Source organism: Streptosporangium sp. H16 (genome assembly GCF_051918855.1).
GTDB lineage: Bacteria > Actinomycetota > Actinomycetes > Streptosporangiales > Streptosporangiaceae > Streptosporangium.
In genome coordinates this window covers 16,038-37,304 of record NZ_JBPXMD010000027.1, presented here as the reverse complement: position 1 = coordinate 37,304, position 21,267 = coordinate 16,038, and the positions used below count along the sequence as shown (strand labels likewise).

Here is a 21,267-nt window from a genome sequence, read left to right as displayed (position 1 = left end):
GCGCGGATCCCCGGCCTCACCCGGCGGGCGGGGCCGTCCGGCGCAGCGTCAGGGACGGGTGGCCGTGGAACTGGTAGGCGCCCGCGCTGTCGGGGGCCTGCCCGCGCATGGACCGCAGCACCTCGGCCGGCGGCTCACCGGCGAAGCAGCGCCGGTAGAACTCCGGTGCCGGCCCGCCACCGGTGGACCAGAGCGGGGCGACGACCCCGCTCGCGCCCGCGAGCAGGAACGCCCGGGCGTCCCCCGGCTCCTCCAGGAAGACGAACGGGCTCCCGGCCAGATCGTGACCCAGCACCTCGGACGCGGCCCCGCCGTCGGCGAAGTGGACGACCTCGGGACCCTGGCCGAGCACGCCCAGGACGTCGCCGAGCGCGGGGGAGACCTGAGTGGCGCCGTACTCCGTCACCAGCGGATGCGCCTGCGCCTCGCCGCACACCACCGCGACGCGGTCGGCACGCGCGTTCGAGGGAGGGGGCAGCTCGGGACGCCGCCCGCCGAGGGGCCAGCGGCCGGTCACCGTCTGGCAGTTCAGGTAACCGGGGAGCGAGGGGTCGTAGGGATGCTCCAGCACGGCCAGCTCCCAGGGGACGTGCGGCTCCTGGGAGAGGATCAGCACGCTCGGGCGGCGCGGCGCCACCCGGCCGGCCACCGCGTTCAGCAACTCCCAGAAACCCCACGGCACGCGCGAGCCGACCTCCCGCCCCAGCTCCTCGGAGAGACGGCCCCGCCCGGTCAGCCGCCCGCCGAACTCCGAGGCCCGCGTGCCGAGGTCGCACAGCTCGGCCCGGTCGGGGGTGACGAAGTGCGGCGACTGGTAGGTCCACCACAGCCGTCCCGGCCTGTCGCCGTGCACGATGATCGCCGTGACGTCCGCGGGCTCGCCCATCAGGGCCGGGCGGATGCGGGTACCCGAGACCGGCTCCAGCGCCTCGTGCCCGCTCAGGCTGCCGGGCGAGCCGTGGACCGTGATCGCGCGCAGGCCGAACCCGATCACCTGGCCGCGTACCGCGTAGGTCGCCTGGATCTGCCGGGAGACCTCCGGCTCCTCCTGGGCGAGGGCGATCAGGTTGACCGCGGCGCGCGGGTACGGTGCCGTCTCGTCGGCGCGCAGCCGCACCCGCCACCCGCCGGGCGCGTCGAAGCCCTCGGCGACGATCTGGATGTCCAGGTCGAGCGGCTCGCGCGGTGTCGCGGTGCCGTCCTGCCCCTGGCCGGGGGCGACGCCGATCGCCACCTCGGCACCCCAGCCCGCGACCGCCTCGGCGGGGGACTCGATCAGCGGGATCCCCTTCCACTCGGACCCCGGTGCCACGGCGGGCGTCTCCTTGCGCCGCCTGCGGAAGGCGCCGGTCAGCCGGTCGAGGACCGAGGGCCCCCGCGCTTCAGTGGGAGCCGGCGCCACGGCGGGCGGTTCGGCCGGTGCCGGCGGTGCCGGCGACGGTGAGCCCTGGGGGGCCTGTGGTTCCCGGGACGGCGACGGCTCCTGGAACGACGGTTCCTGCGACGGCGACGGCTGGGAGAACGACGGTTCCTGCGACGACGGTCCCTGCGACAGCCACGGCGACGGCGAGGGCGACGGGAACGGCGGGGAATGAGGGGACACGGGGGACTCGGGGGGCGCGGGGGGCGCGGGGTCCGACAGCTGGTCGGGGCGCAGCCAGTCGGCGCTCATGGCGCCGGTGGACGGCATGTCGCCGTACCCGTTGTCGCGCTCGGTGTCGTGCGGGTTCCCGCCCCGGTCCCGCGGTGCCCGCCCGGGACCCGGCGCCGGATGTCCCTGCCCCTCCGCGCCGGGGAGCGTCCAGTCCGGGGTGTAGGCGGCGGTCTGCGGAGCGTCGGCCGGATCCCGGCCGGAGGGGTCGGTACCGGCCGGCGGCGCCGCGCCCCACGAGGGCGGCGTGGGACCCGCGCCGCCCGGCGGCGGGGGGCTGAGGCTGCTCCCGCCGCCCCCGTGCGAGCCGGGCTCGGCGCCCGCTCCCTGGGAGAGCAGGGGAAGTACCTGCTCGGCGGTGATGCCCCGGTCCAGGCTCAGCAGCGTGGTGAGCCGCTCCCAGGCGGGGCCGTACTCGGCGATGAGCATGATGACGGCGTCGGCCAGCTGCCCGGGAGGCCGGCTGCCCGCCTCGGCGAGCAGCGGATCCAGCCGGTCGCGAAGCTCGCCGGAGGCGCCGCCCATCAAGCTGTCGAGCTCGTCGCGGACGCCGCGCGCCGCCCGCATCACGGCTACCGGGTTCATGCCGTCCTCCCTCGTTCCGGACTGGACTGATCTTCCCACCTGCGCGATGGGGACGGGAGCCGGTAGGTGTGCGGAATCGGCGCCACATAAGGTGATACCCCTAACCACCGAGGTGATGGAAAGGACGGGTCGTGCTACCTGAGGTCGAGGCGTGGCTACGCGGGCGCACCTCATCCTCGGCCGACTGGGCGCTGCCGGAGCTGCTGAGGGCCAAGGGGGAGACGACGATCAGCGTCGTGCTGCCCGCCCGCGACGAGGAGGAGACGGTCGGGGAGATCGTCGCCGCGATCCGCCGCGATCTCATGGAGGCCGTGCCGCTCGTCGACGAGCTCGTGGTCATCGACTCCCGCTCCGTCGACGACACCGCCGCGCGCGCCGCGCGGGCCGGGGCGACGGTGATCGCCCAGGACGAGGTCCTGCCCGATCTCAAACCGCTGGACGGCAAGGGCGAGGCGCTCTGGAAGTCCCTCGCCGCGACCCGCGGCGACCTGCTGGTCTTCGTCGACGCCGACCTGCGCGAGTTCCGCACGTCCTTCGTGACCGGGCTGCTCGGCCCGCTGCTCGCCGACCCGGCGGTGGTCTACGTCAAGGGCTGCTACGACCGGCCCCTGCGCAACGTGCAGAGCGGCGGCGGGCGGGTCACCGAGCTGGTCGCGCGCCCCCTGCTCAACCTGCACTGGCCGCGGCTGGCCGGGTTCGTGCAACCCCTCGCGGGAGAGTACGCCGGGCGCAGGTCCGTGCTGGAGAGCGTCCCGTTCGTCACCGGCTACGGGGTGGAACTCGCCCTGCTGATCGACCTGCTCGACCTCGCCGGTCTCGACGCCCTGGCCCAGGTCGACCTGGGCCGGCGGGTGCACTCCCACCAGTCGACGGAGGCGCTCGGCGGGATGGCCGCCCAGATCCTGCAGACCTCGTGGTCACGCCTGGAACGCCAGAACATGATGGTCTCCCTGCACCGGCCCTCTCCCCGCCTCGCCCAGTTCCGCCGGGGCGCGGACGGCCACCAGGTGAGCGTCCGGGACGTCGCCGTCGCCGAACGCCCCCCGATGGTCACGATCCCGGCCTACCGCGCCGATCGCCCCGTCCGCTGACCACGCCGTACGGCCGGGTGACCACGCCGCACGGCCGCGATCCCGGCGGCGAGAACGGCGAGAACGGCGAGAACGGCGAGAACGGCGAGAACGGCGAGAACGGCGAGAACGGCGAGAACAGGGCGTGGCGGTAAGAACCGCGTCACGGGCCCCAAGCCGGTTTGATCTTCCTTCGGCGCCGGGCCGCATCGCGCGGATCGTGGCGTCGGCGCCGCGCGGCGCGGATGAGCACGCGCACGGTGGTCACGGTGAACACAGCGGACGGTGAGCCGGACATCGCCGGCGAGCCCACGCTGAAGATCGATTGCTCGGCCCGAAACCACCGGGCTACGCTGCTCCATCGTGCAGGAAACGCGCCTCGACATCGCTCGGATCCAGGCGGCTCGCCGGATCATCGACCCGATCTTTCTCGACACACCGCTGTATCGCTGCGAGGCGCTGGAGCCCGGCCTCGGGTGCACGGTGAGCATCAAGCTCGAAACCGCGAACCCGGTCCGCAGCTTCAAGGCCCGCGGCACCGAGCTGGTCGCGAGCCTCCTCGCCGGCAAGGGTTCGCGAGCCGTGGTGTGCGCCAGCGCGGGCAACCTCGGCCAAGCCCTCGCCTGGTCCGGTCGCGGCAGGGGGCTCGACGTCGTCGTCGTGGCGTCCCGGCACGCGCCGGCGGCCAAGCTCGATCGCATCCGCGCGCTGGGCGCCAGGCTGGAGCTGGTGGACGGCGACTTCGACATGGCTCGCGAACGGGCGGCGGCCATCGCGCGGCACGACGGCATCCGGCTGGTCGAGGACAGCCTGGACATCGAGACCTGCGAGGGCGCGGCGACCATCGGCCTGGAGCTGGCGGATGCCCGGGACGACGCCGTGCCGTCGTTCGACGCCGTCCTCATCGCTCTCGGCGGCGGGGCGATGGCCACCGGTGTCGGTCATGTGATCAAGGCCCTGGCGCCCGGCGTCGAGGTGATCTGCGTCCAGCCGCTGGGCGCGCCGGCGATGACCCACTCGTGGCGGCGGCGGCGCGTCGTCACCACCGACTCGACCGACACCATCGCCGACGGCGTCGCCGGTCGGCGACCCATCCCGGCGGTCCTGGACGACCTCCTCCTGGTCGCCGACGACGCCGTCCTGGTCCAGGAGGCGTCGATCATCGCCGGGATGCGGATGCTCCTCGACCACGCCGGCCTCGTCGTCGAACCGTCGGCCGCGCTCGGCGTCGCGGCCGTCCTCGAAGACCGCGACCGCTTCGCCGGCCGCCACGTGGTCACCATCGTGTGCGGCAGCAACGTCGACATGGACGCCTATCACCGCTGGATCGGTGCGGCTCCCGTCCACGGACCTTGACCGTGGGACCGGTGCCCCGGGCCGGTGCTCCAAGCCGGCGCTTCAGGCCTGGAGCGCGGCGGTCAGGAGGCCAGCAGTGACGCGTAGCGCTCCAGGTCGACGTTGCCCCCGCTGACGATCACGCCGACCCGCTTGCCGCGCAGCTCGGCGGCGAGGTTGCGGACGGCGGCCAGGCCGAGGCAGCCGGTGGGCTCGACGACGATCTTCATGACGGATCCGAAGAGCCTCATGGCCTCGACGAGTTCGGCGTCGGTGGCGGTGACGATGTCGTCGACCTCGCGGCGGATGATCTCGAAGGGGTGGGCGCCCAGGTGCTGGGTCTGCGCGCCGTCGGCGATGGTCTTCGGCGTGTCGATGTGGACGATGGAGCCCTCGCGCAGCGACCGCCGCCCGTCGTCGCCCGCTTCCGGCTCGACACCGTACAGTGCGCAGCCGGGCGACAGCGCCCGGGCCGACAGCGCCGTACCGGACAGCAGGCCGCCCCCGCCCAGGGGGACGAAGAGCGCGTCGAGGTCGCCGACCTCGTCGAACAGCTCCTTGGCGGCGGTGCCCTGACCGGCGATCACGTGGGGGTGGTCGTACGGGGGGATCAGCGTGAGGTCGCGGTCGGCGGCCAGCGCGCGGCCGATCTCCTCGCGGTCCTCGGTGTAGCGGTCGTAGCGGACGACCTGCCCGCCGTACCCCTGGGTGGCGGCCACCTTCGAGGTCGGCGCGTCGTGCGGCATGACGATCGTGGCCGGGATGCCGAGCAGCCGGGCGGCGAGGGCGATCGCCTGGGCGTGGTTGCCCGAGGAGTAGGTGACCACGCCCGAGCGTCGCTGCTCGGGGGTGAACCGCGACAGCGCGTTGAACGCGCCGCGGAACTTGAAGGCGCCCATCCGCTGGAAGTTCTCGCACTTGAACACCACGTCGGCGCCGACGCTCTCGTTGATGCGGCGCGAGCGCAGCACGGGGGTGCGGTGGGCCTGCGGCGCGATGTGGGCGGCGGCGCTCAGGACGTCGTCATAGGTCGGTGACGCCGGTGACGGGGACATCGGCTACCTCTTCTTCTCGGTCGGCACGGCTACGGACTCGAAGCCTGCCATCCCCGCCGGACAGCCGGTGTACCGGGCGGTGTCATGGAATCGGCTCGGACATGGCGCGCCGTCCGGTCTAGCATCGGGTCGTCCGGTGTGACAGGCAGGCGGACTCACTGTCCGGACAGTTTCGGAAAGTGACAGCGAAGCGGTGCGATTCTCTGTGCAGGTGGTGTTGTTGTGGCAGTCGGTACGATTCTTCGTTTCGATGAGGTGCGCGGGTACGGTTTCATCGCCGCCGTCGGCGGGGGCGAGGATGTGTTCTTCCACGCCAATGACTTCGGTGAGAGCAGGCACGCCGTCCAGCCCGGTCTGCGGGTGGAGTACGAGGTCATGGAGGGCGAGCGCGGCCTGAAGGTCTCGACCGTCACCCTTCTGGACCCGCCGCCGGTCCGGCGGCCGGTCGCGGCGGCGTCCCCGGTCGCCACCGCCGCCCCGCAGCAGCTCGGTGACGACGACGGTGTGTGCGACGTGTTGTCGGCGAAGTCCTTCAGCGGTGCGGTGACCGAGCTGCTCATCGAGCACGCGCCCACGCTGACGGGCGCGCAGATCGGGCAGGTCAGGCATCGTTTCCTGGCGTTCGCCCGGTCCCACGGCTGGGTCGACGACTGAGGCCGGCCGGCTCGTCCCCCGGTGACCCGGATCGCGGTGGGCGCGATCCGGGTTCTGCCCGCCGCTGTCGGTGGTGGCTCGGGCGACGTGCCCGTCGACGTACCGGCGCGACTGGTTCGGAGTGACGGCGCGGTCCCCCTCGAAGCCGCCGCGCGTCGCGGAACGGGTGCGGGACGGCGTGGCTCACAGTCCCTGACGCTCTTTGGTTGGATGCGCACCCAAGTTCTGTTCATATGGGACAAAAGCGGCTACTCTCGACGGGAATTGACCTTGAGCGGTCGGAATCGCCCGCGGTTCCCAGGGCCAGTGGGCCTTCCCGGTGGAGAGCAGAGGTGGCGATGGCGCGCTGGTTGGGCCAGCTGCTCGTGCTGGCCGTCGTCGCCGGCGTCGCGCTGACCGCCCTCGCGACGCCCGCGTCCGCGCACGGCCAGCTCGCGATGTCGACGCCGGCCAAGGACAGCACGGTGACCGAGCCGATGGAGTCGCTCGCGCTCTACTTCACCGAGAAGCCCGCCCCGAACGCGTACTTCACCGTCACCACCCCCAGCGGTGCCCGCGTCGACGAGCCGTGGTCGCACGGGCAGCCCAAGCGCCTCGACGAGCCGGTCACCGAGTACAACCTCGTGGACGGCACCTGGCAGCCGAACCTCTACCACACCGGGTTCCCGGCGATGGTCCCGGTCGCGTACTGGCCGGAGCAGGGCCTGTACGTCGCCCGTTACATGTCGGTCGCCTCGGACGGCGAGAAGGTCACCGGAGAGGTCAAGTTCACCTACAAGGGCAAGATGTCGGAACCGCCCAAGGGCTGGAAGGCCCCCACGAGCGAGCCCGACCCCGCTCTGCTCAACCCGGCGCAACCCAGCGCCGCCGCGCCGTCGGCCGGAGCGGCCGGGCCCGTCGCCCCTCAGGCCACCCCTCAGACCACGCCGCAGGCGGCGGCTTCGAACGCGCCCCAGGCCGCCTCGGGCTTCGACCTGTCGGTGTGGCTGCTGCCCGCCGTCCTCGTCGTCGGAGTGGGGTTCATGGTGGTCCGGGCGGCACGGCGGCCGTCGCCCCGCGGCGCGGAGGTCCGGCGGCGTCCCACCGGGCCGCCCGCGCGAACGCCTCCTGGCCGACCCGCGACCGCGTCACGCAAGGCGGCCAAGAGTGCCAAGGGCGCCAAGGCGGCCAAGAGCGCCGAGGCTGCCAAGGGCGCCAAAGCGGTCAAGAGCGCCAAGCGACGCTGACCGGCCCGTTCTCGGCACCGCCGTCCCCGCCACCGTGCCGGCTCGCCGACCCTCGCGCTGGCCTGACACCCCCACCCCCCCCAGGAGAACAGCCATGACGTCACCCCTTGCCCGCCGCCGCCCGCTGCTCGCCGCGCTCATGTTCGGCGTGGCCCTGCTGATGGCCCTGCCGATGGCCACGGCCTGCGGCTCGCCCAGCGCGGCCCCCGGCGTCTCGACGGTCAAGGAGATTGCGGTGACCATCGCCGGACGGCAGGTGACGCCCCCGCCCGGCCGCGTCGAGGTGACCAAGGGTCAGACGGTACGGATCACGGTGACCGGTGACGCGGCCGACGAGCTACACGTGCACGGTTATGACAAGGCGGCGGACCTGCAGCCGGGCACTCCCGCGACGATCGAGTTCGTCGCCGACCGGGACGGGCTGTTCGAGGTCGAGACCCACGACTCGAAGCTGCAGCTCCTGCAGCTCGTGGTGCGCTAGGCCGGCGTGATGTTCCTGGCTCACGGCATCGGCGGTCGCCAGGACCTGCCGATCCCCTTCGAGGCGGCGCTGACCGGCGCGATCCTCGCCCTGCTGGTGTCGTTCGTGGCACTGGGCGCCCTGTGGACCGAGCCGCGGCTGGGCGGTGACCTCCGCCGTCCCCGCCCGCTGGCCTCCGTTGTCCAGGGGGTGGTGTCCGCGCGGGCGTGGCCGTGGTTCTGGCGTGTGGCCGGGCTCGTCGCCGCGGCGTACTTCTGCGTGGGCCTGCTCTTTGGCCCGGACCGGGTCGAGAATCCCACGGCGGGGGTTTTCTACGTCCTGTTCTGGGTCGGCCTGGTGCCGCTCTCGCTGCTGTTCGGGCCGGTGTGGCCGGTCCTCAACCCGCTGCGGACGCTGCACCTGCTGGCCTGCCGGGGGCTCGGACGCGACCCCGGCACCGGGCTGCGCCCGCTGCCGGGCGGGATCGGCTACTGGCCCGCCGCGGCTGGTCTCCTCGCCTTTGTCTGGCTGGAACTCGTCGCCCCCGAGCGGGCCACCCTGCCCGTCATCGGGGCCTGGCTCGCCGCCTACGTCGTGTTCATGCTCGGGGGAGCGGTGCTCTTCGGGTCGCGCTGGTTCGACCACGCGGACGCGTTCGAGGTCTACAGCACCCTCGTCGGCCGGCTCGCCCCGATCGCACGACGCCCCGACGGCGTCGTGACCTGGCGAAACTCGCTGGACGGCATGGCCGGGCTTCGGCCGGTGCCGGGGCTGACGGTGCTGGTGGTGGTGCTCCTCGGCTCCACCATGTACGACAGTCTCTCCAACGCCCCGGTCTGGGTGCGCTTCGTGCAGGAGAGTTCGGTGCCGGCTCCGGTCATGGGGACGGTGGGGCTGCTCACCGTCATCGGCCTGGTGCTCGCGGCGTACCGCGGCGCGACCTCGCTGGCCGGCCGGTGGGGTGCGGCGGAGCCGGGGACGACGGCGGGCGAGCTCGCCCACGCGGTGGTTCCGATCGCCGTCGGGTACGTGGTCGCCCACTACTACACGCTTCTCCTCCTCGAAGGCCAGCGGACCCTCGCCCTGCTCTCCGACCCGCTGGTGACCGGCGCCGACTGGCTGGGCACCGCGGGGTGGACCGTGCAGGCGGCCGGTACCTCCCCCGCCGGGATCGCCATGCTCCAGGTGACGGTCATCGTCGTCGGTCACGTGGTCGGCACCGTGCTCGCCCACGACCGCGCGCTGGCCCTGTTCCCGCGGCGGACCGCCGTCATCGGGCAGATCCCGCTCCTCGTCCTGATGGTGGTCTACACGGTGGTGGGCCTGCTTCTCCTCTTCGCGGGCTGACCGGCCCTGCCGCCGGACCGGTGACAGGGCCGGTCCGGCTAGCGGACCCGCCCGGCGGGGGCCGGGGGCGGGGTGGGGGCGGCGGTCATCAGGGTAAGCCGGTAGGTCCTGAGGATCTCGCGGATCGGCTGGAAGTAGGTGACGCCACCCGTGCCGTCCGTGGCGCAGCCGCCCGAACCGCCGGAGGTGATTCCCTGGGCCTGGTCGATCGAGACGAAGGCGCCGCCGGAGTCGCCGCTCTCCGAGCAGACGCTGGTACGGGTCATCTCGAAGAGCTTCCCCGTGGGGTACACGGCACTGACGTCGCGCTGCAGGACGAGGCCGCAGTGCCATCCGGTCGTCGAGCCCGACCGGCAGACCGAGGCGCCCTCGATGGCCGCCGTGGCGCCGGCGACGGGCACGGTGGCTCCCGCGCCGCCGCTGCTCACCTCCGCCGTGGGCGCCCAGCGGTCGTTCACCGCGACCCACGCGAAGTCGCTGACCGGGAAGGTCGAGTCCTGGAAGGTGCCCTGGGAGATCCGGTTGAAGCCGGTGGTGACGTCGCCCTTCCTGCCGCAGTGGCCGGCGGTGACGAACCCCCTCCGGGTCCCGCGGGTCACCGGGAAGCCGACGGAGCAGCGGTTCTCCCCGACGTAGTAGGCGTCGCCCCCCTTGAGGTCGTACGGGGGACGCTCCACGAGGTGCAGGGGGCGCGGGTTCTCCTGGGAGGCCAGCACGACCACCAGGTCCGTGTTCACCCCGATGGACCTGAGGACGTTCTGGGTCACCGAGGCGTTCCTGGACAGGACGACGACCTTGTTGCTCCGCACGTCGACGTACCGGACGCTTCCCCCGATGGGGCGGGCGGGCAGGGCCTCGTCGAGTTTCCGCTTGACCGCCTTGAGCGTCGCCAGCGACGCGCGGACGACCTCGGCCCTGGCACCCGCGGAGATGATCCTCGGAATGTCGGCGGCGCTGGTGGTGGCGACCACGAGGGTCTGCGCCAGGGTTCCCGTGAACCAGGAGCCGCCGAAGCGGCCGCCGAGCTCCTCGCGTAGCCGAGCCTCGACCGGTGCCAGCCGGATCTCGTTGAGCAGCCGGGTCTCGGCCTGCCTCCTGGTGAGACCGAGGTCGCGCTGGAGCGCCTCGATGACGCCCCGCGGCAGGTTTATCGCGCGGGGAGGGCTCGCCGCCGTCTGAGGCGGGGCCACCGGGGTGAGGACCGTCGGGGCGAAGGCCGTCGGGGTGGGGGCCGCCGGGGTGGGGGCGGTGCCCGCGGCCCGGGGCGTGGTGACGGCGGGAGAAGGCGTCAGGGCGGGAGCGGGCCCCGCGCTCACCCCGGCGGCGCCCGCCGCCCGGTGCGCGACGACGGCCGGAAGGGCTGTCAGGGTGAGCGCGGTGATCGCCAGGACGCACCCCGTGGCGGCGATGTGGCTGCGGGACATGTGAGTCTCTCCTCGACCTCGGCTTTCGAAGCGTGAGGGGGGAGGTCATCCCGCGTCGCGGACCGGTCGCGCGACAGGGGCACCGCCACCTTAATCCAGCCGTCGCCGGTTCCGGCCGGTAAGGCCGGGCGCCACGCGGGACGGATGATCCCGGCCGGCGGACCGGCACGTCCAGATCACGGCCGGCGACCGCGCTCACCGCGCCCGCGGCGGCCGGCTCCGATCGGGCATTTCACCGGTTGCCGGTGGCGTTCGCGAACTTCTTCGCACCGGGGCGAGTACCGGGCATCGCCCGGGAGCGTGCGCGAACGCTCGGTTTGACCGCGGGACATGGTGGAGATGAAGGGGCAGGCGGGAGGGCCGGTGGCCGCGCCTCGCTCCCGCGAGCAGAGCAGAACCGAGGGCAGTAGACATGTTCGCCTATGGTCAGGGAGGTCGTCATGCCGCGAGACAGCCGGTTGGGCAGGTTCGGCATCTGGAGCGGGGCCTGGAGCAACGCGTCGCGCGGCGACGGCCCGGTCGACAGGGGCGCGTTCGACGACACGGTGGCCGAGCTGGACGCGCTGGGGTACGGCACCCTCTGGCTCGGCGGGAGCCCGGCCGTCGACCACGCCGTGCCGCTCCTCGAGGCGGCCCCGCGCATCACCGTGGCCACCGGCATCCTCAGCATCTGGGAGTACGAGGCCGCCGAGGTCGCCGCCCGGCGGGCCGCTCTCGAGCGAGAGTATCCCGGGCGCTTCGTCCTGGGGCTCGGCGTGAGTCACGAGGGCTTCACCGAGCGGTACGCGCGCCCGTACTCCGCGATGCGGGAGTATCTGGACGCGTTGGACTCCGCCGCCGAGCCGGTGCCCGCGCAGGCGCGTGTTCTGGCCGCTCTCGGCCCCAGGATGCTGGAGCTGGCCCGCGACAGGGCCGCGGGCGCGCACCCGTATCTCGTCACCGTCGAGCACACCGCCCAGGCCCGCGAGATCCTGGGAGAGCACGCCCTGCTCGCCCCCGAGCTGAAGGTCGTCCTCGATCCCGACCTCGAAAGCGCCCGCGCCACCGCGCGCGGCTATCTCCGCCTCTACCTGAAGCTGCCCAACTACACCAACAACCTGCTCCGGCTGGGTTTCGAGGAGGACGACTTCCGCGACGGCGGCAGCGACCGGCTGGTGAACGCGGTGTTCGCGCTCGGGGACGCCGACGCCGTCGCCAGGAGGGCCGCGGACTTCCTGGCCGCGGGAGCCGATCACCTCGCCATCCAGGTCGTGACCGACGACCCCTTCCACGACCTGCCGCGCGACGCGTGGCGCCGCCTGGCCGAAACACTCCCGCTGGACGGCTGAGCCGTGGGCCCGCTCCACGGTCCGCGCCTGCCAGGCCGACCAAGACGCCGGCCGCCCGTGCCCCGGGCCTCCCACGCCCGGGGCCGGTCGGGGCGAGGTCCGCCCCGGGCCCGGTCAGCCGATGCGGAGCGGGAGCGTGCGTGGCCCGCGGACCTGACCCGTCGCCCAGGTCACCGCCGCCGGGTCGTCGAGGCCGAAGGCCGGGATCCGCTCCAGCCAGACCTCGAGGGCGACCCGCAGTTCCATCCGGGCCAGGTGCGAGCCCACGCAGCGGTGGATGCCCAGGCCGAACGCGGCGTGCCGGTTGACCTCGCGGTCGATGACGACCTCGTCCGCCCGGTCGAACTGGGCCCGGTCGCGGTTGGCCGCGGGGAACGACAGCAGGACCCAGTCGTCGGCCTTCATGTCGACGCCGCGCCAGTGCATGTCCTCCTTGACCAGCCGCGCCATCGTGACCGGCGCGTAGGCCCGCAGGAACTCCTCCATCGCGGTCGGCAGCAGGGCGGGCTCGGCGACCAGGCGCTCGCGGTCGGCCGGTGTCTTGGCCAGGTGCCACAGCGAGGCGCCGATCGCGCTCCACGTCGTGTCGATGCCGGCGATGAGCAGCAGCGCCATCGTGCCCGCCACGTGGAGCGACTCCAGCTTCCTGCCGTACAGCTCCGCGTTGACGAGGTAGGTCGTGAGGTCGTCCCTCGGGTTGTCGACGTGGTCGCGGATCTGCGCCAGCAGGTAGTTGAACAGCTTCTCCATCCGGGGGATGCGCTCTTCCGGAGGCAGGTTGATGCCCTCCAGCGCGTTCTCGACGAACTCGCGGAACCGCGGCCCGTCCTCGGGCGGGAAGCCCAGCATGTCGGCGATGACGCGCATCGGGATGTGCTGGGCGTAGTCACGGGCGGCGTCGATGACGTCCTGCCCCTCCAGCGCGTCGAGGAGCGAGTGGCAGAACGCCCGCGTCGCCTGCTCCTGCCTGGCGACCACCGTCTTGGTGAACATCGGCAGCAGCAGCTTGCGCGCGTCGTGGTGGAAGGGCGGGTCGGAGGAGATCGGCGGCGTGCCGCCCACCGGCGCCACCTCGCGCGGCGGCCGGAAGTTGCTCATGACGACCGACCGGGAGGAGAAGCGCTCGGTGTCGTAGGCGATGGCCGCGACGTCCTCGTAGCGGGTCGGCAGCCACGCGCCGCCGAACCGGTCGGTGTGCGCGATCGGGCAGCGCTGCCGCAGGTCGTCCTGGATCGGGTACGGGTCGGCTGCCCACTCCGGCTCGGTGTGGGAGAAGTCGGTCGCCCAGTCGGAGACCGGCCCGGTGATGACCTCGTTGCGCACGCCGTCAGGGCGCTCTCGCAGCCTCTCCTCGAATTCCTGCTGGTCGAAGCGGTCATCGACGGTCATGTCGCGCCTCCTGGAGGATCTCGATCGTTCTTTCCGGGCAGTTCGCCATGGCCAGGCGCGCCGTCTGCTCCTCGCCCGGGGGTACGACGCCGTCGCCGACGACCAGCCCGTAGCCCTCGTCGTCCTCGCCGAACAGGCCGGGGGCGAGGTCGTAGCAGCGGCCGTGTCCCTGGCATCGCTCGGAGTCGATCTTTACTTTCACCGTGGCGCTTCCCTCTGTGCTGTGGTGCCGGCGGGGACCGAGGTCTGTGCCGTGGTGCCGGCAGGGGCCAGGGCGGCGACGACGCGGGCGAGCAACGCGGCCCACTCCCCGTCGTCGACCGGGTGCAGGTCGGGTGTGACGAGCGCGCTGCCCATCGCGAGCAGCAGGCAGAAGTGCGACAGCGCGTCCGGCGACAGCTCGCCGTCCAGCTCGCCGTCGTTCTGGGCGGCACGGACGAGCCCGGCGAGCCAGCCGGTGCGTTCGCCGACGTAGTCGCGCATCGGCCGGGCGACGTCCTCGTCGCGGCGCGCCGCCACGAGCGCCTCGACGATGAGGTAGCCGTGGGCGTCGCGCCGGCGCGGGAGCCCGCGTCCGACGACGGCCAGCAACTCCGTGATCGGCCGGTCCGGGTCGGCGGCGAACAACTTGGCCAGCAGCTGCGGCCCGTGCGCGCGCAGCGCGGCCACCAGCAGCTCGGCCTTCGAGTCGAAGTGGGCGTACAGGGCGCCGTTGCTCACCCCCGCGGCCGCGGCGATGTCGGCCACGCGCGTACCGTCGTAGCCGCGCTGGGCGAAGGCCTCGGCCGCCGCGCGCAGCAGGCGCTCCCGGGTCTCGGTGGCGGTGACACCCGCGATACGCCCCATGCGCCAATTAAAAGAACGTTCATTTGATGTGTCAACAGTGCCGGAGGCATTTGGGATTGTCTGGCGCCGTTGAACTTGAGAGTTCGGCGCGGATCTTGAGAGTCGACTTGAGAGTGAGGAGTCGAAGATGAGAGTCGGGTTCCTCCCTCGGCGCCTGGCGTTGGTAGTTGAGCCGCAGCCCGACGAGTCGTTCTCCTCTTGGGTTGATCGGATGGCGGTGCGGAACGGCGAACATGACTTTACTTACGTGGATGACCGGCTCTACTACTTCTGGGGCCCGAGCCCGGTCATCAGCGGGACCATCGTGAACGACACGACCAGCTCCCTGAGCAACGGCGACGACCGATGCCGTGCGGTCATGTGGACGGACATCAACAGCGGCGGGGCGGCACTGGTCATTCCCTACAGCACGACCGGCAGCGGGTTTGATGTCAACGATCTCAGGCCTTATGACATGAATGACTCCTTCAGCTCGAACGGCTGGCAGGATTGCATCTGACGGTCGCATCAGGCCTGTCAGCCGATGAGGCCGCGCACACCGCGCCGACTCGAAACCGGTAGCGGCCGGGACGCCTGTGCCTCCAGCGTCCTTCCCTTCATCGCGTTCCCAGATCTGCACCATCGTCGTCCCCGGCGCTGGCCAGACGGGTACCTTCTGGGCTGAAGGCCACCGACTACACTCGGCCGGTGGCCTTCAAGGTCGCACGCGCAGGTTGGCTGAGCAGCGTGAGCATGCTCTACCTCGCTTCGACGGTGGGGGCAGTGCCCAGGCAGGCGCGGCCAACCGTGCTGACGTCGCCGGATTTTCGGGGAACAGGGACTGTAGAAGGGTCTTCCAGTAAACGGCTCTGGCACGAATTCGGTGGTGACAGTGCGTGGTCAGGAAAGGAGGATCCGCTGCAGCAACAGGACGAAGCCAGCTCGGCCGTACATCTAGTGTCCTGCGTCAGAAATTCGTCGGCAATATCGGGCTAAGGATTCGAGGACTAGACCCGCTTCTCGTGCCAGGTGTAGTAGAGGTAGGTGCTGCCGGGCCCGGTCAGCGTGCCGTAGACCTGCCAGAAGCTGTTCGGGGCGAGCGAGAAGCGGAAGACCTTGTCACCGGGCCGGTCGTCCACGAAGGCGGTCTGTGTGCCGTTGTTCCAGATCCGCACTTCGATCGTGAACGTTGAGGTGTCTGGGATGTCGAGGCAGATCTCGTAGTCGTACGACAACGAGCCGCCGATGTTGTAGCTGCGCCCGTCGATGGCCCCTCGCTCCATGTTGGAGGGGATGTAGCTGTTGTACGCCCGCGTGTACCCGCCAGTGGAACAGTCGACCGCGGAGGTGGCCGCGGACGCGGGATTGATGCCGATGAGCATGGCGCCGAAGACGCCGATGAGAACGAAGATGGTGCGCTTCATGCCTCTCCTCATCTGTGCAAGTGAGCCTCCGACCAATTAGTTGAAGGCTTAACTGATTCTGACGAGGTCGCCGTAGCCGGACAAGGCCGAACAGGGATCCCACGGATTTGAGTCAAACAGGCCACGTCGAGCTGCACCGATGAATCCGCCCTGCTTCCTTCAGCTGAAATTAGGTGAAAGCCGCATGCCAGAGGGTTCGGAGGGGGCCGTTGCCTCCCCAACGTCTGGTGGTTACGGTCGCCCGCCGGAAGCCGACAAGCCCACAGGCGTGCCGTCACGTGGCGGGCTCGCTGGGGGCCAGCGTGCCGGCCACCCTGATCAGCGACTCCCCGGAGGCCGCCCGCACCCGCAGGCGCTCTGAGAGATCCCGGCCTGGAAGGGACAGGGGCTGAGACCGGCCTCGACAGCGCCTTGTCCGCGGCAGATCCGCATGGGTCAGAATGTGCCGATGACGACATCCGCTGGCGACTCCGGTCCAGTCCGGATTGTGGCGGCCGTTCTTCGCGACGGCGATCGGGTATTGCTGTGTCATCGAAGCGCCGGACGCCGTTGGTATCCCGATGTGTGGGACCTGCCGGGCGGTCATGTCGAGGAGGGGGAGGGGCCGAAAGAGAGCCTTGTCCGCGAGCTTCGGGAGGAGTTGGGAATCACGGCATCGGAGCCGTCCGGCCCGCCGATGCATGAGATCCGGACCGCGACGTTCGACATGCAGGTCTGGTTGGTCGACAGGTGGGCCGGAACACCCGTCAACGCCGCGCCAGACGAGCACGACGCTGTGGCGTGGTTCGAGACGTCCGACCTTGACAGCCTGCGTCTCGCCCATGAGTCGTATCTCTCGATGCTCACCGCAGTGCTCGTCACGTGACGTCGCTCCGGAGGTCAGGGGGCGCTCATCGGCAGAATCGAGTCGGCGGTGTGTCAGGAGGCGGATTGGTGACGGCGAGCCCGGCGGGGATGAGCGAACGTGAGTACTTCGCCCACGTGGCCAAGCGGTTGGGCATGTTCGTGATGGGATCGAGGCTTACTGGGGTCGAGGGCTTCCTGGACGGTTATGACCAGGTTGGCTCTCATGCCGACTGGACGTTCGGATAGAGCATCTCGTACTCGATGGGGGTGAGCATCCCCAAGGCACTGTGTCGTCGTCGCCGGTTGTGAAAGATCTCCAGGTATTCGAAGATCACGTTCGCCAGTTCGACCCGGTTCTTCAGGAGCGGAGTAGTCGGTGGAGCTGTCGCGCAGGCCAGTCTTCGGCGCGGCCCGGCCGTAGCCGCGTGGCAGTGGTGGTGGTTGCGAGGTTTTCGGCGGCGGCTGCTGGCCGGCGCAGTGACTCGAGAGGGAGGCGGCCGGAGTAGAAAGTCACACCTGGGCTGCGATACCCAGGAAAGCCTCCACCCGGGTATGGAAGCCGCTCATGATCTGAGTTATGGCGACCGGTGGTGGGCGCGGGCCCGCGACAGGATGGGCATTACTTACGATAACGGCGTTGGGGATGGTCGTCTGGTTGGCGTGGCGGACGCTGCCGGTGGTAACCGCCGCAACCGATGACCCGGCTGGCTTGATCGTCGCTTCGCTGGGCTTGGTCGTCGCTCTGCCAGGCTTGGCGTTCGCGTTTTACAGCGCCCGGGCGAGCATCCTCGCGGTCCGCTACTCGGAGCCTGAACCTGGCCGGATCGCCGATCGAGTGGCGAAAGACGTGTTGGAACGGGAGCGGGAGGCCCTGCGCCAGCTCCTCGGCAACCATTACGAGGCGATCGATGTGGGCTTCAGCCTTCATCGTGCGCCCGCTCACCCGGCCGCAGGAGCGGGTGAGCGCTCCCGCCTAACCTCGGTGGTGAACTATTTTCAGAAGCTTCGGCCTCGGCGAATGGTCATCACTGGGGAGCCAGGCGCGGGGAAAACCGTTCTGGCCGTGAAGCTCATCATGGGTCTGCTGCAGATCCGGTCCTCCGGCGATCCGGTCCCGATCCGGATCGCCGCCGCCTCTCTGGACAGTGATCTGCCTCTCAAGTCGGCGGTGGAGGAATGGCTGCGGCGGCATCTGACCGAGGTCTACCGATTGCGCAAGATTGAGGCCGGCGCGCTGGTATCGGCTCGGCTGGTGCTTCCGGTCATTGACGGTCTGGACGAACTTGACACCGAAATCGACACCGGATCACGAGTGGATCCCGATGCCGGGCGCCGCGTCGATCATGCTGGGGGAACCGCCGTTGATGGGGCCAGGGCCGCTCGAGTGCTGGTCGCGCTGAACGCCTATCAAGACCATGACCGACTCGCGGCTGTGGTACTGACTTGCCGTTCGGATCGATACGAAGCCCTGGAGCAGCAGCGAATCTGGGCACATCACACTGCTCGTGTGGAGCTGGCTCCGCTGAGACGCTCACAGATCCTTGGTTTCCTGCAAGCTCGTTCTGAACATCCGGCGCGGTGGAAGCCGGTCTCAGCCGCCCTTAGCGGTCGCCGTGCTGGAACACTGGCGCAAGCCCTGTCCACGCCGTGGCGACTGGCCATGGCCGCTTTTGTCTACGAACAGCGAGAGCCGTCCAACATCGGTTCATTCGTCCGCGACCCCGCCGACCTGATCGCCATCGCCGCCGGCACACCCGCGGGCCTTGACCCCCTCGATCCGGAACGAGGTCAAAACGGGGTCGAAATCGAGACCACCCTCAACCGCTCCTCCAACTCGGTCGGAGACCATCTCATGGGTCTGCTGATTCCCGCTGCGGTGGCCGTTTCCCCACCGCCGGGCAGAGCCGATGCCGAATCGGTGCAGCGCTGGCTGGCGACCTTGGCCCGATACCTTCACCACAACACTGCTCACCAGCGCACTCTGGGCGGGCGCTCTGTGTCGGGCACCGACCTGGTGTGGCACCGGCTATGGCCGATGGCCGGCCTTCACCGGCCCCGGTTGGTCGCCTCCCTACTCGGTTACCTCGCCTGCCTCCCCGTGCTGGTGTTCCACGCGGCCGCTCCGCTTCCACTGGAACGGCAGTACCTTCCAGGCTGGGACGTATACGTGGTAGCGCTGACGATTCTCATCGGCGTGCCATGGCTGGCATGGATCCACCCCTGGGCTCAGCCGTGGTCGCGGCTGAGCATGAACGATGTGAAGGACATCACCGCTTCCCGTGGGCGGCGGGATCTCAGGACCGCGGTGATGTGGGGGTTCGGAGCCGGGTCCTGCTACGCGTTGATCGTCGGATCGGCTCGTGGAATAGCGGCTGGACTACTGACTGGCCTTGGATTCGGAGTGGGAAGTGCGTTCGTGGCCCTGGCCGTGACGCGCCTGCGCTCCGGACCGGAGAACCCGCCCAGGGCAGGCGCCGATGGGCCAAGTGATGGCATCATCCGTTCCGAACTGGCATCCGCTGCCGGGGGCGTCCTGGCTGTGGTGACCGCATTCGCCGCCGTGGGAGCCACACAGGCGATCCAGCCGCTGGGATCAATCGACGACCTGGCGCTGAACATCACGGGCTGGGCACTGTGGGGGCTCCTGACCATTCCCGTGTTCGGTCATGTGGTGCTGCGGTATGTGGCGCTGCTCCTGTGCACACGACGAGGGCCATCCGCGCTCCCCTGGCGTCTGGGAAAGTTCTTGCGGTGGGCGTACGACGCCGGGCTGCTCCGTGTGGCGGGAGACGCCTACCAATTCCGCCACTTGGAACTACAGGACTATCTGGCCCGCCGCCCCTCACCTGACAGGACACCTCGGCGCCACCAAAACGAGCCAGCATCGACCGACCTGGACACATGATAAATGGCCCGCCGATTTGGGGTTCTGCCGAGCTGCACACACGCGATCCAGACCGACGAGCCCACGAACGGGGGTTGCGAAGAGCTGCGCACCGGCACCCCCATCGGCAAGCCTCTGATGGGCCACTAAAGCAGCGCCGAATTCATCGACTGACCCGCAAGATCATCCCCTACTGCCAACTTCGATGACCTGTCCGGCCGGGCGGTCACGCACAGCTATCTGACAATGTGCAGGTCACGATGTCGGCTACTGTCATCTTCGACGGCGCAAGACAACTGTTGTCTGGGGCCGTCGAACTTGAGACGGTGTGTCGCCGCGGTCACCGCCTCCCACGGGATGTGGCGCGTGGTGGCGAATCACCTGCGTCAGGTCACCTCGGGGGCGCGGTACCGGAAGGCCGGGGAGGTGGGTGGGTCACCCCGGTAGAGGAAGACGCAGATGTCGAGCCACAGTGCGCGTTCGGTGGGCAGGTCCGCCGGCGGTTCGAGGCCGAGCTCGTGGATGACCAGCCGCCGGTGGAGGTCGAAGGCGGCCTTGAGCTGGTCGGCGAAGGCCAGCGCCGCCTCCCGCGCACCCGCCAGCAGCAGGCGCGTGAGGGAGGTGAGCGCTCCCGCCAGCACCAGGCCGAGGGCCGTGCGCAACACCACGGCGACCACCCCACCGGGGACCGGGTCCACCGACCACAGCAGCACGGGCAACGACAGCAGCGGCACCGAGAGCATCGCCGCCACGGCAAGCCGGCAAAGGCGGAATAGGCCCGCCGCTGAGAGGAGCGCGGCGACCAGCGCAGTCCAGGCCGTCGGGTCCGCTCCGAGCGGGAGGTTGGCCGCTGCCAGCACGGCGAGCGGCAGTCCGGCGACCGGCACGTGGATCGCGAGGGTCAGCATCAGGTCGAGGGAGGCCTTGGCGTCGCGGAGCGCGGCGGAGAACGGCTCGGGCAGGAGTGGCTGCAGCCGGGACCAGATCACCACTGGGTCCAGCCCGTAGCGCACCCGAGGGTGCTGCTCGGCGGCCAGCATGATGTTGCCGATGCCGGTGGGCGCGACGTCGAGCGGCTCGTCGGGGTAGAGCACGAAGAGCCGCTGTTGCACGGCGGCCCGCCGCGTCCGCACCTCGTGGAAGCGCCGGGCGAGGCCACGTCTGGCCAAGGCGAGCGACGTCGCGAAGCGGACGCGATCCAGTGCCGGATCTTCGCTTGTCGCCAGCGCCGAGAGCCGGGCGCTCAGCCCGGACAGGCGGGGCGCGGCCTTCTCCAGGGTGAGCTGGTCCGACTCCTCCCAGGCCGTCGCCACTTTCGCCATCTCCTCGGAGGCGTCGCCGGTGAAGGCTTCGGCCGGCGCGTCTTTCACGGGCATCGTGGCTTCGGCCGCGACGAGGGCGGCTTCCAGGCGCTCGAGCCGTTCGTCCTCCTCGATCAGGGCGTCGCGTCGCGCGCGGTGGTGCTTGACGCGGCGCTCGACGGCGATCGTGGCCTTGCCCCACCGTCCCTGGAGGGACTGGTCGAGCAGCGACCGGAGATTGACGAGCACGAACGAACACATCGTCACCAGCACCAAGAAGCCCACGATCAGCAGCGCCTGGGCGAGAGCGGACAGCGTGCTCCATGTCCGCATGCCGTTCCCCGCCAGCGCCACGCCGATGACCAGGGCGCTCGCAGCGACCAGGGTGGGCAGGAAGGTCGACAGGAGGGCTCTCCGGTCGAAATACCCGGTGATCTCCTTCAGTACGGTGGCGAACACCGGA

Annotated in this window: 19 protein-coding genes; 10 read left to right on the top strand and 9 right to left on the bottom strand. The window is 70.7% G+C overall.

Annotation, left to right across the window (positions count from 1 at the left end):
- Positions 1–16: 16 nt before the first annotated feature.
- Positions 17–2,236 (bottom strand): hypothetical protein, encoded by a 2,220-nt coding sequence (locus ACTOQ2_RS33275; RefSeq protein WP_440104793.1) that lies wholly within the window; start codon positions 2,234–2,236, stop codon positions 17–19.
- Between the two features lie 131 nt (positions 2,237–2,367).
- Here ACTOQ2_RS33275 and ACTOQ2_RS33270 point away from each other — a divergent pair, with 131 nt between their 5' ends.
- Both ACTOQ2_RS33270 and ACTOQ2_RS33265 read left to right on the top strand, forming a co-directional pair.
- A complete protein-coding gene (locus ACTOQ2_RS33270) occupies positions 2,368–3,327 on the top strand; it encodes a glucosyl-3-phosphoglycerate synthase (protein WP_440104792.1) in 960 nt (319 codons plus the stop codon).
- 342 nt (positions 3,328–3,669) lie between these two features.
- A complete protein-coding gene (locus ACTOQ2_RS33265) occupies positions 3,670–4,662 on the top strand; it encodes a threonine ammonia-lyase (RefSeq protein WP_440104791.1) in 993 nt (330 codons plus the stop codon).
- A 62-nt stretch (positions 4,663–4,724) separates the two neighbouring features.
- Here ACTOQ2_RS33265 and ACTOQ2_RS33260 read toward each other — a convergent pair whose 3' ends face one another.
- Entirely contained in the window at positions 4,725–5,696 is a 972-nt protein-coding gene (locus tag ACTOQ2_RS33260; RefSeq protein ID WP_440104790.1) for a threo-3-hydroxy-L-aspartate ammonia-lyase, read from the bottom strand.
- A gap of 222 nt (positions 5,697–5,918) precedes the next feature.
- Here ACTOQ2_RS33260 and ACTOQ2_RS33255 point away from each other — a divergent pair, with 222 nt between their 5' ends.
- The 4 genes from ACTOQ2_RS33255 (at position 5,919) to ACTOQ2_RS33240 (ending at position 9,383) form a co-directional block, all read left to right on the top strand.
- On the top strand, positions 5,919–6,350 hold the full coding sequence (locus tag ACTOQ2_RS33255; RefSeq protein ID WP_440085690.1) for a cold-shock protein: 432 nt from the start codon (positions 5,919–5,921) through the stop codon (positions 6,348–6,350).
- A gap of 338 nt (positions 6,351–6,688) precedes the next feature.
- The gene (locus ACTOQ2_RS33250; RefSeq protein ID WP_440104789.1) at positions 6,689–7,576 is read left to right on the top strand and encodes a copper resistance CopC family protein; all 888 of its coding nucleotides are present in this window, start codon (positions 6,689–6,691) and stop codon (positions 7,574–7,576) included.
- Between the two features lie 94 nt (positions 7,577–7,670).
- Entirely contained in the window at positions 7,671–8,057 is a 387-nt protein-coding gene (locus ACTOQ2_RS33245) for a hypothetical protein (RefSeq protein ID WP_440104788.1), read from the top strand.
- 9 nt (positions 8,058–8,066) lie between these two features.
- Positions 8,067–9,383: a hypothetical protein gene (locus ACTOQ2_RS33240; protein ID WP_440104787.1), complete on the top strand. Its 1,317-nt coding sequence runs from the start codon at positions 8,067–8,069 to the stop codon at positions 9,381–9,383.
- Positions 9,384–9,421: 38 nt separating this feature from the next.
- Here ACTOQ2_RS33240 and ACTOQ2_RS33235 read toward each other — a convergent pair whose 3' ends face one another.
- On the bottom strand, positions 9,422–10,807 hold the full coding sequence (locus ACTOQ2_RS33235) for a S1 family peptidase (protein ID WP_440104786.1): 1,386 nt from the start codon (positions 10,805–10,807) through the stop codon (positions 9,422–9,424).
- Positions 10,808–11,247: 440 nt separating this feature from the next.
- Here ACTOQ2_RS33235 and ACTOQ2_RS33230 point away from each other — a divergent pair, with 440 nt between their 5' ends.
- Positions 11,248–12,135 carry an LLM class F420-dependent oxidoreductase gene (locus tag ACTOQ2_RS33230; protein ID WP_440104785.1) on the top strand — a complete coding sequence of 296 codons (888 nt, stop codon included), beginning with the start codon at positions 11,248–11,250 and terminating at the stop codon, positions 12,133–12,135.
- 114 nt (positions 12,136–12,249) lie between these two features.
- Here ACTOQ2_RS33230 and ACTOQ2_RS33225 read toward each other — a convergent pair whose 3' ends face one another.
- From ACTOQ2_RS33225 to ACTOQ2_RS33215, 3 genes are read right to left on the bottom strand one after another with little or no spacing between them, the layout of a single operon-like run.
- A complete protein-coding gene (locus tag ACTOQ2_RS33225) occupies positions 12,250–13,524 on the bottom strand; it encodes a cytochrome P450 (RefSeq protein WP_440104784.1) in 1,275 nt (424 codons plus the stop codon).
- Complete coding sequence (locus ACTOQ2_RS33220; protein WP_440104783.1) at positions 13,511–13,726, bottom strand: ferredoxin; 216 nt, start codon at positions 13,724–13,726, stop codon at positions 13,511–13,513. The genes ACTOQ2_RS33225 and ACTOQ2_RS33220 overlap by 14 nt, the downstream gene beginning before the upstream one ends.
- On the bottom strand, positions 13,723–14,370 hold the full coding sequence (locus ACTOQ2_RS33215; RefSeq protein ID WP_440104782.1) for a TetR/AcrR family transcriptional regulator: 648 nt from the start codon (positions 14,368–14,370) through the stop codon (positions 13,723–13,725). The genes ACTOQ2_RS33220 and ACTOQ2_RS33215 overlap by 4 nt, the downstream gene beginning before the upstream one ends.
- A 127-nt stretch (positions 14,371–14,497) precedes the next feature.
- Between ACTOQ2_RS33215 and ACTOQ2_RS33210 the strand changes: the two genes are divergently transcribed.
- Positions 14,498–14,869, top strand: coding sequence for a hypothetical protein (locus ACTOQ2_RS33210; protein ID WP_440104781.1), 372 nt, complete (start codon positions 14,498–14,500; stop codon positions 14,867–14,869).
- Positions 14,870–15,356: 487 nt separating this feature from the next.
- Here ACTOQ2_RS33210 and ACTOQ2_RS33205 read toward each other — a convergent pair whose 3' ends face one another.
- Complete coding sequence (locus ACTOQ2_RS33205; RefSeq protein WP_440104780.1) at positions 15,357–15,773, bottom strand: hypothetical protein; 417 nt, start codon at positions 15,771–15,773, stop codon at positions 15,357–15,359.
- 448 nt (positions 15,774–16,221) lie between these two features.
- On the opposite strand from ACTOQ2_RS33205, the gene ACTOQ2_RS33200 reads away from it, so the two are divergent.
- On the top strand, positions 16,222–16,638 hold the full coding sequence (locus tag ACTOQ2_RS33200) for an NUDIX domain-containing protein (protein ID WP_440104779.1): 417 nt from the start codon (positions 16,222–16,224) through the stop codon (positions 16,636–16,638).
- A 202-nt stretch (positions 16,639–16,840) separates the two neighbouring features.
- On the opposite strand, the gene ACTOQ2_RS33195 is transcribed toward ACTOQ2_RS33200, so the two are convergent.
- Positions 16,841–16,981, bottom strand: coding sequence for an IS3 family transposase (locus ACTOQ2_RS33195; RefSeq protein ID WP_440104839.1), 141 nt, complete (start codon positions 16,979–16,981; stop codon positions 16,841–16,843).
- A 281-nt stretch (positions 16,982–17,262) separates the two neighbouring features.
- Here ACTOQ2_RS33195 and ACTOQ2_RS33190 point away from each other — a divergent pair, with 281 nt between their 5' ends.
- Positions 17,263–19,524 carry an NACHT domain-containing protein gene (locus ACTOQ2_RS33190; protein ID WP_440104778.1) on the top strand — a complete coding sequence of 754 codons (2,262 nt, stop codon included), beginning with the start codon at positions 17,263–17,265 and terminating at the stop codon, positions 19,522–19,524.
- Between the two features lie 365 nt (positions 19,525–19,889).
- On the opposite strand, the gene ACTOQ2_RS33185 is transcribed toward ACTOQ2_RS33190, so the two are convergent.
- Positions 19,890–21,263 (bottom strand): hypothetical protein, encoded by a 1,374-nt coding sequence (locus ACTOQ2_RS33185; protein WP_440104777.1) that lies wholly within the window; start codon positions 21,261–21,263, stop codon positions 19,890–19,892.
- Positions 21,264–21,267: the final 4 nt, after the last annotated feature.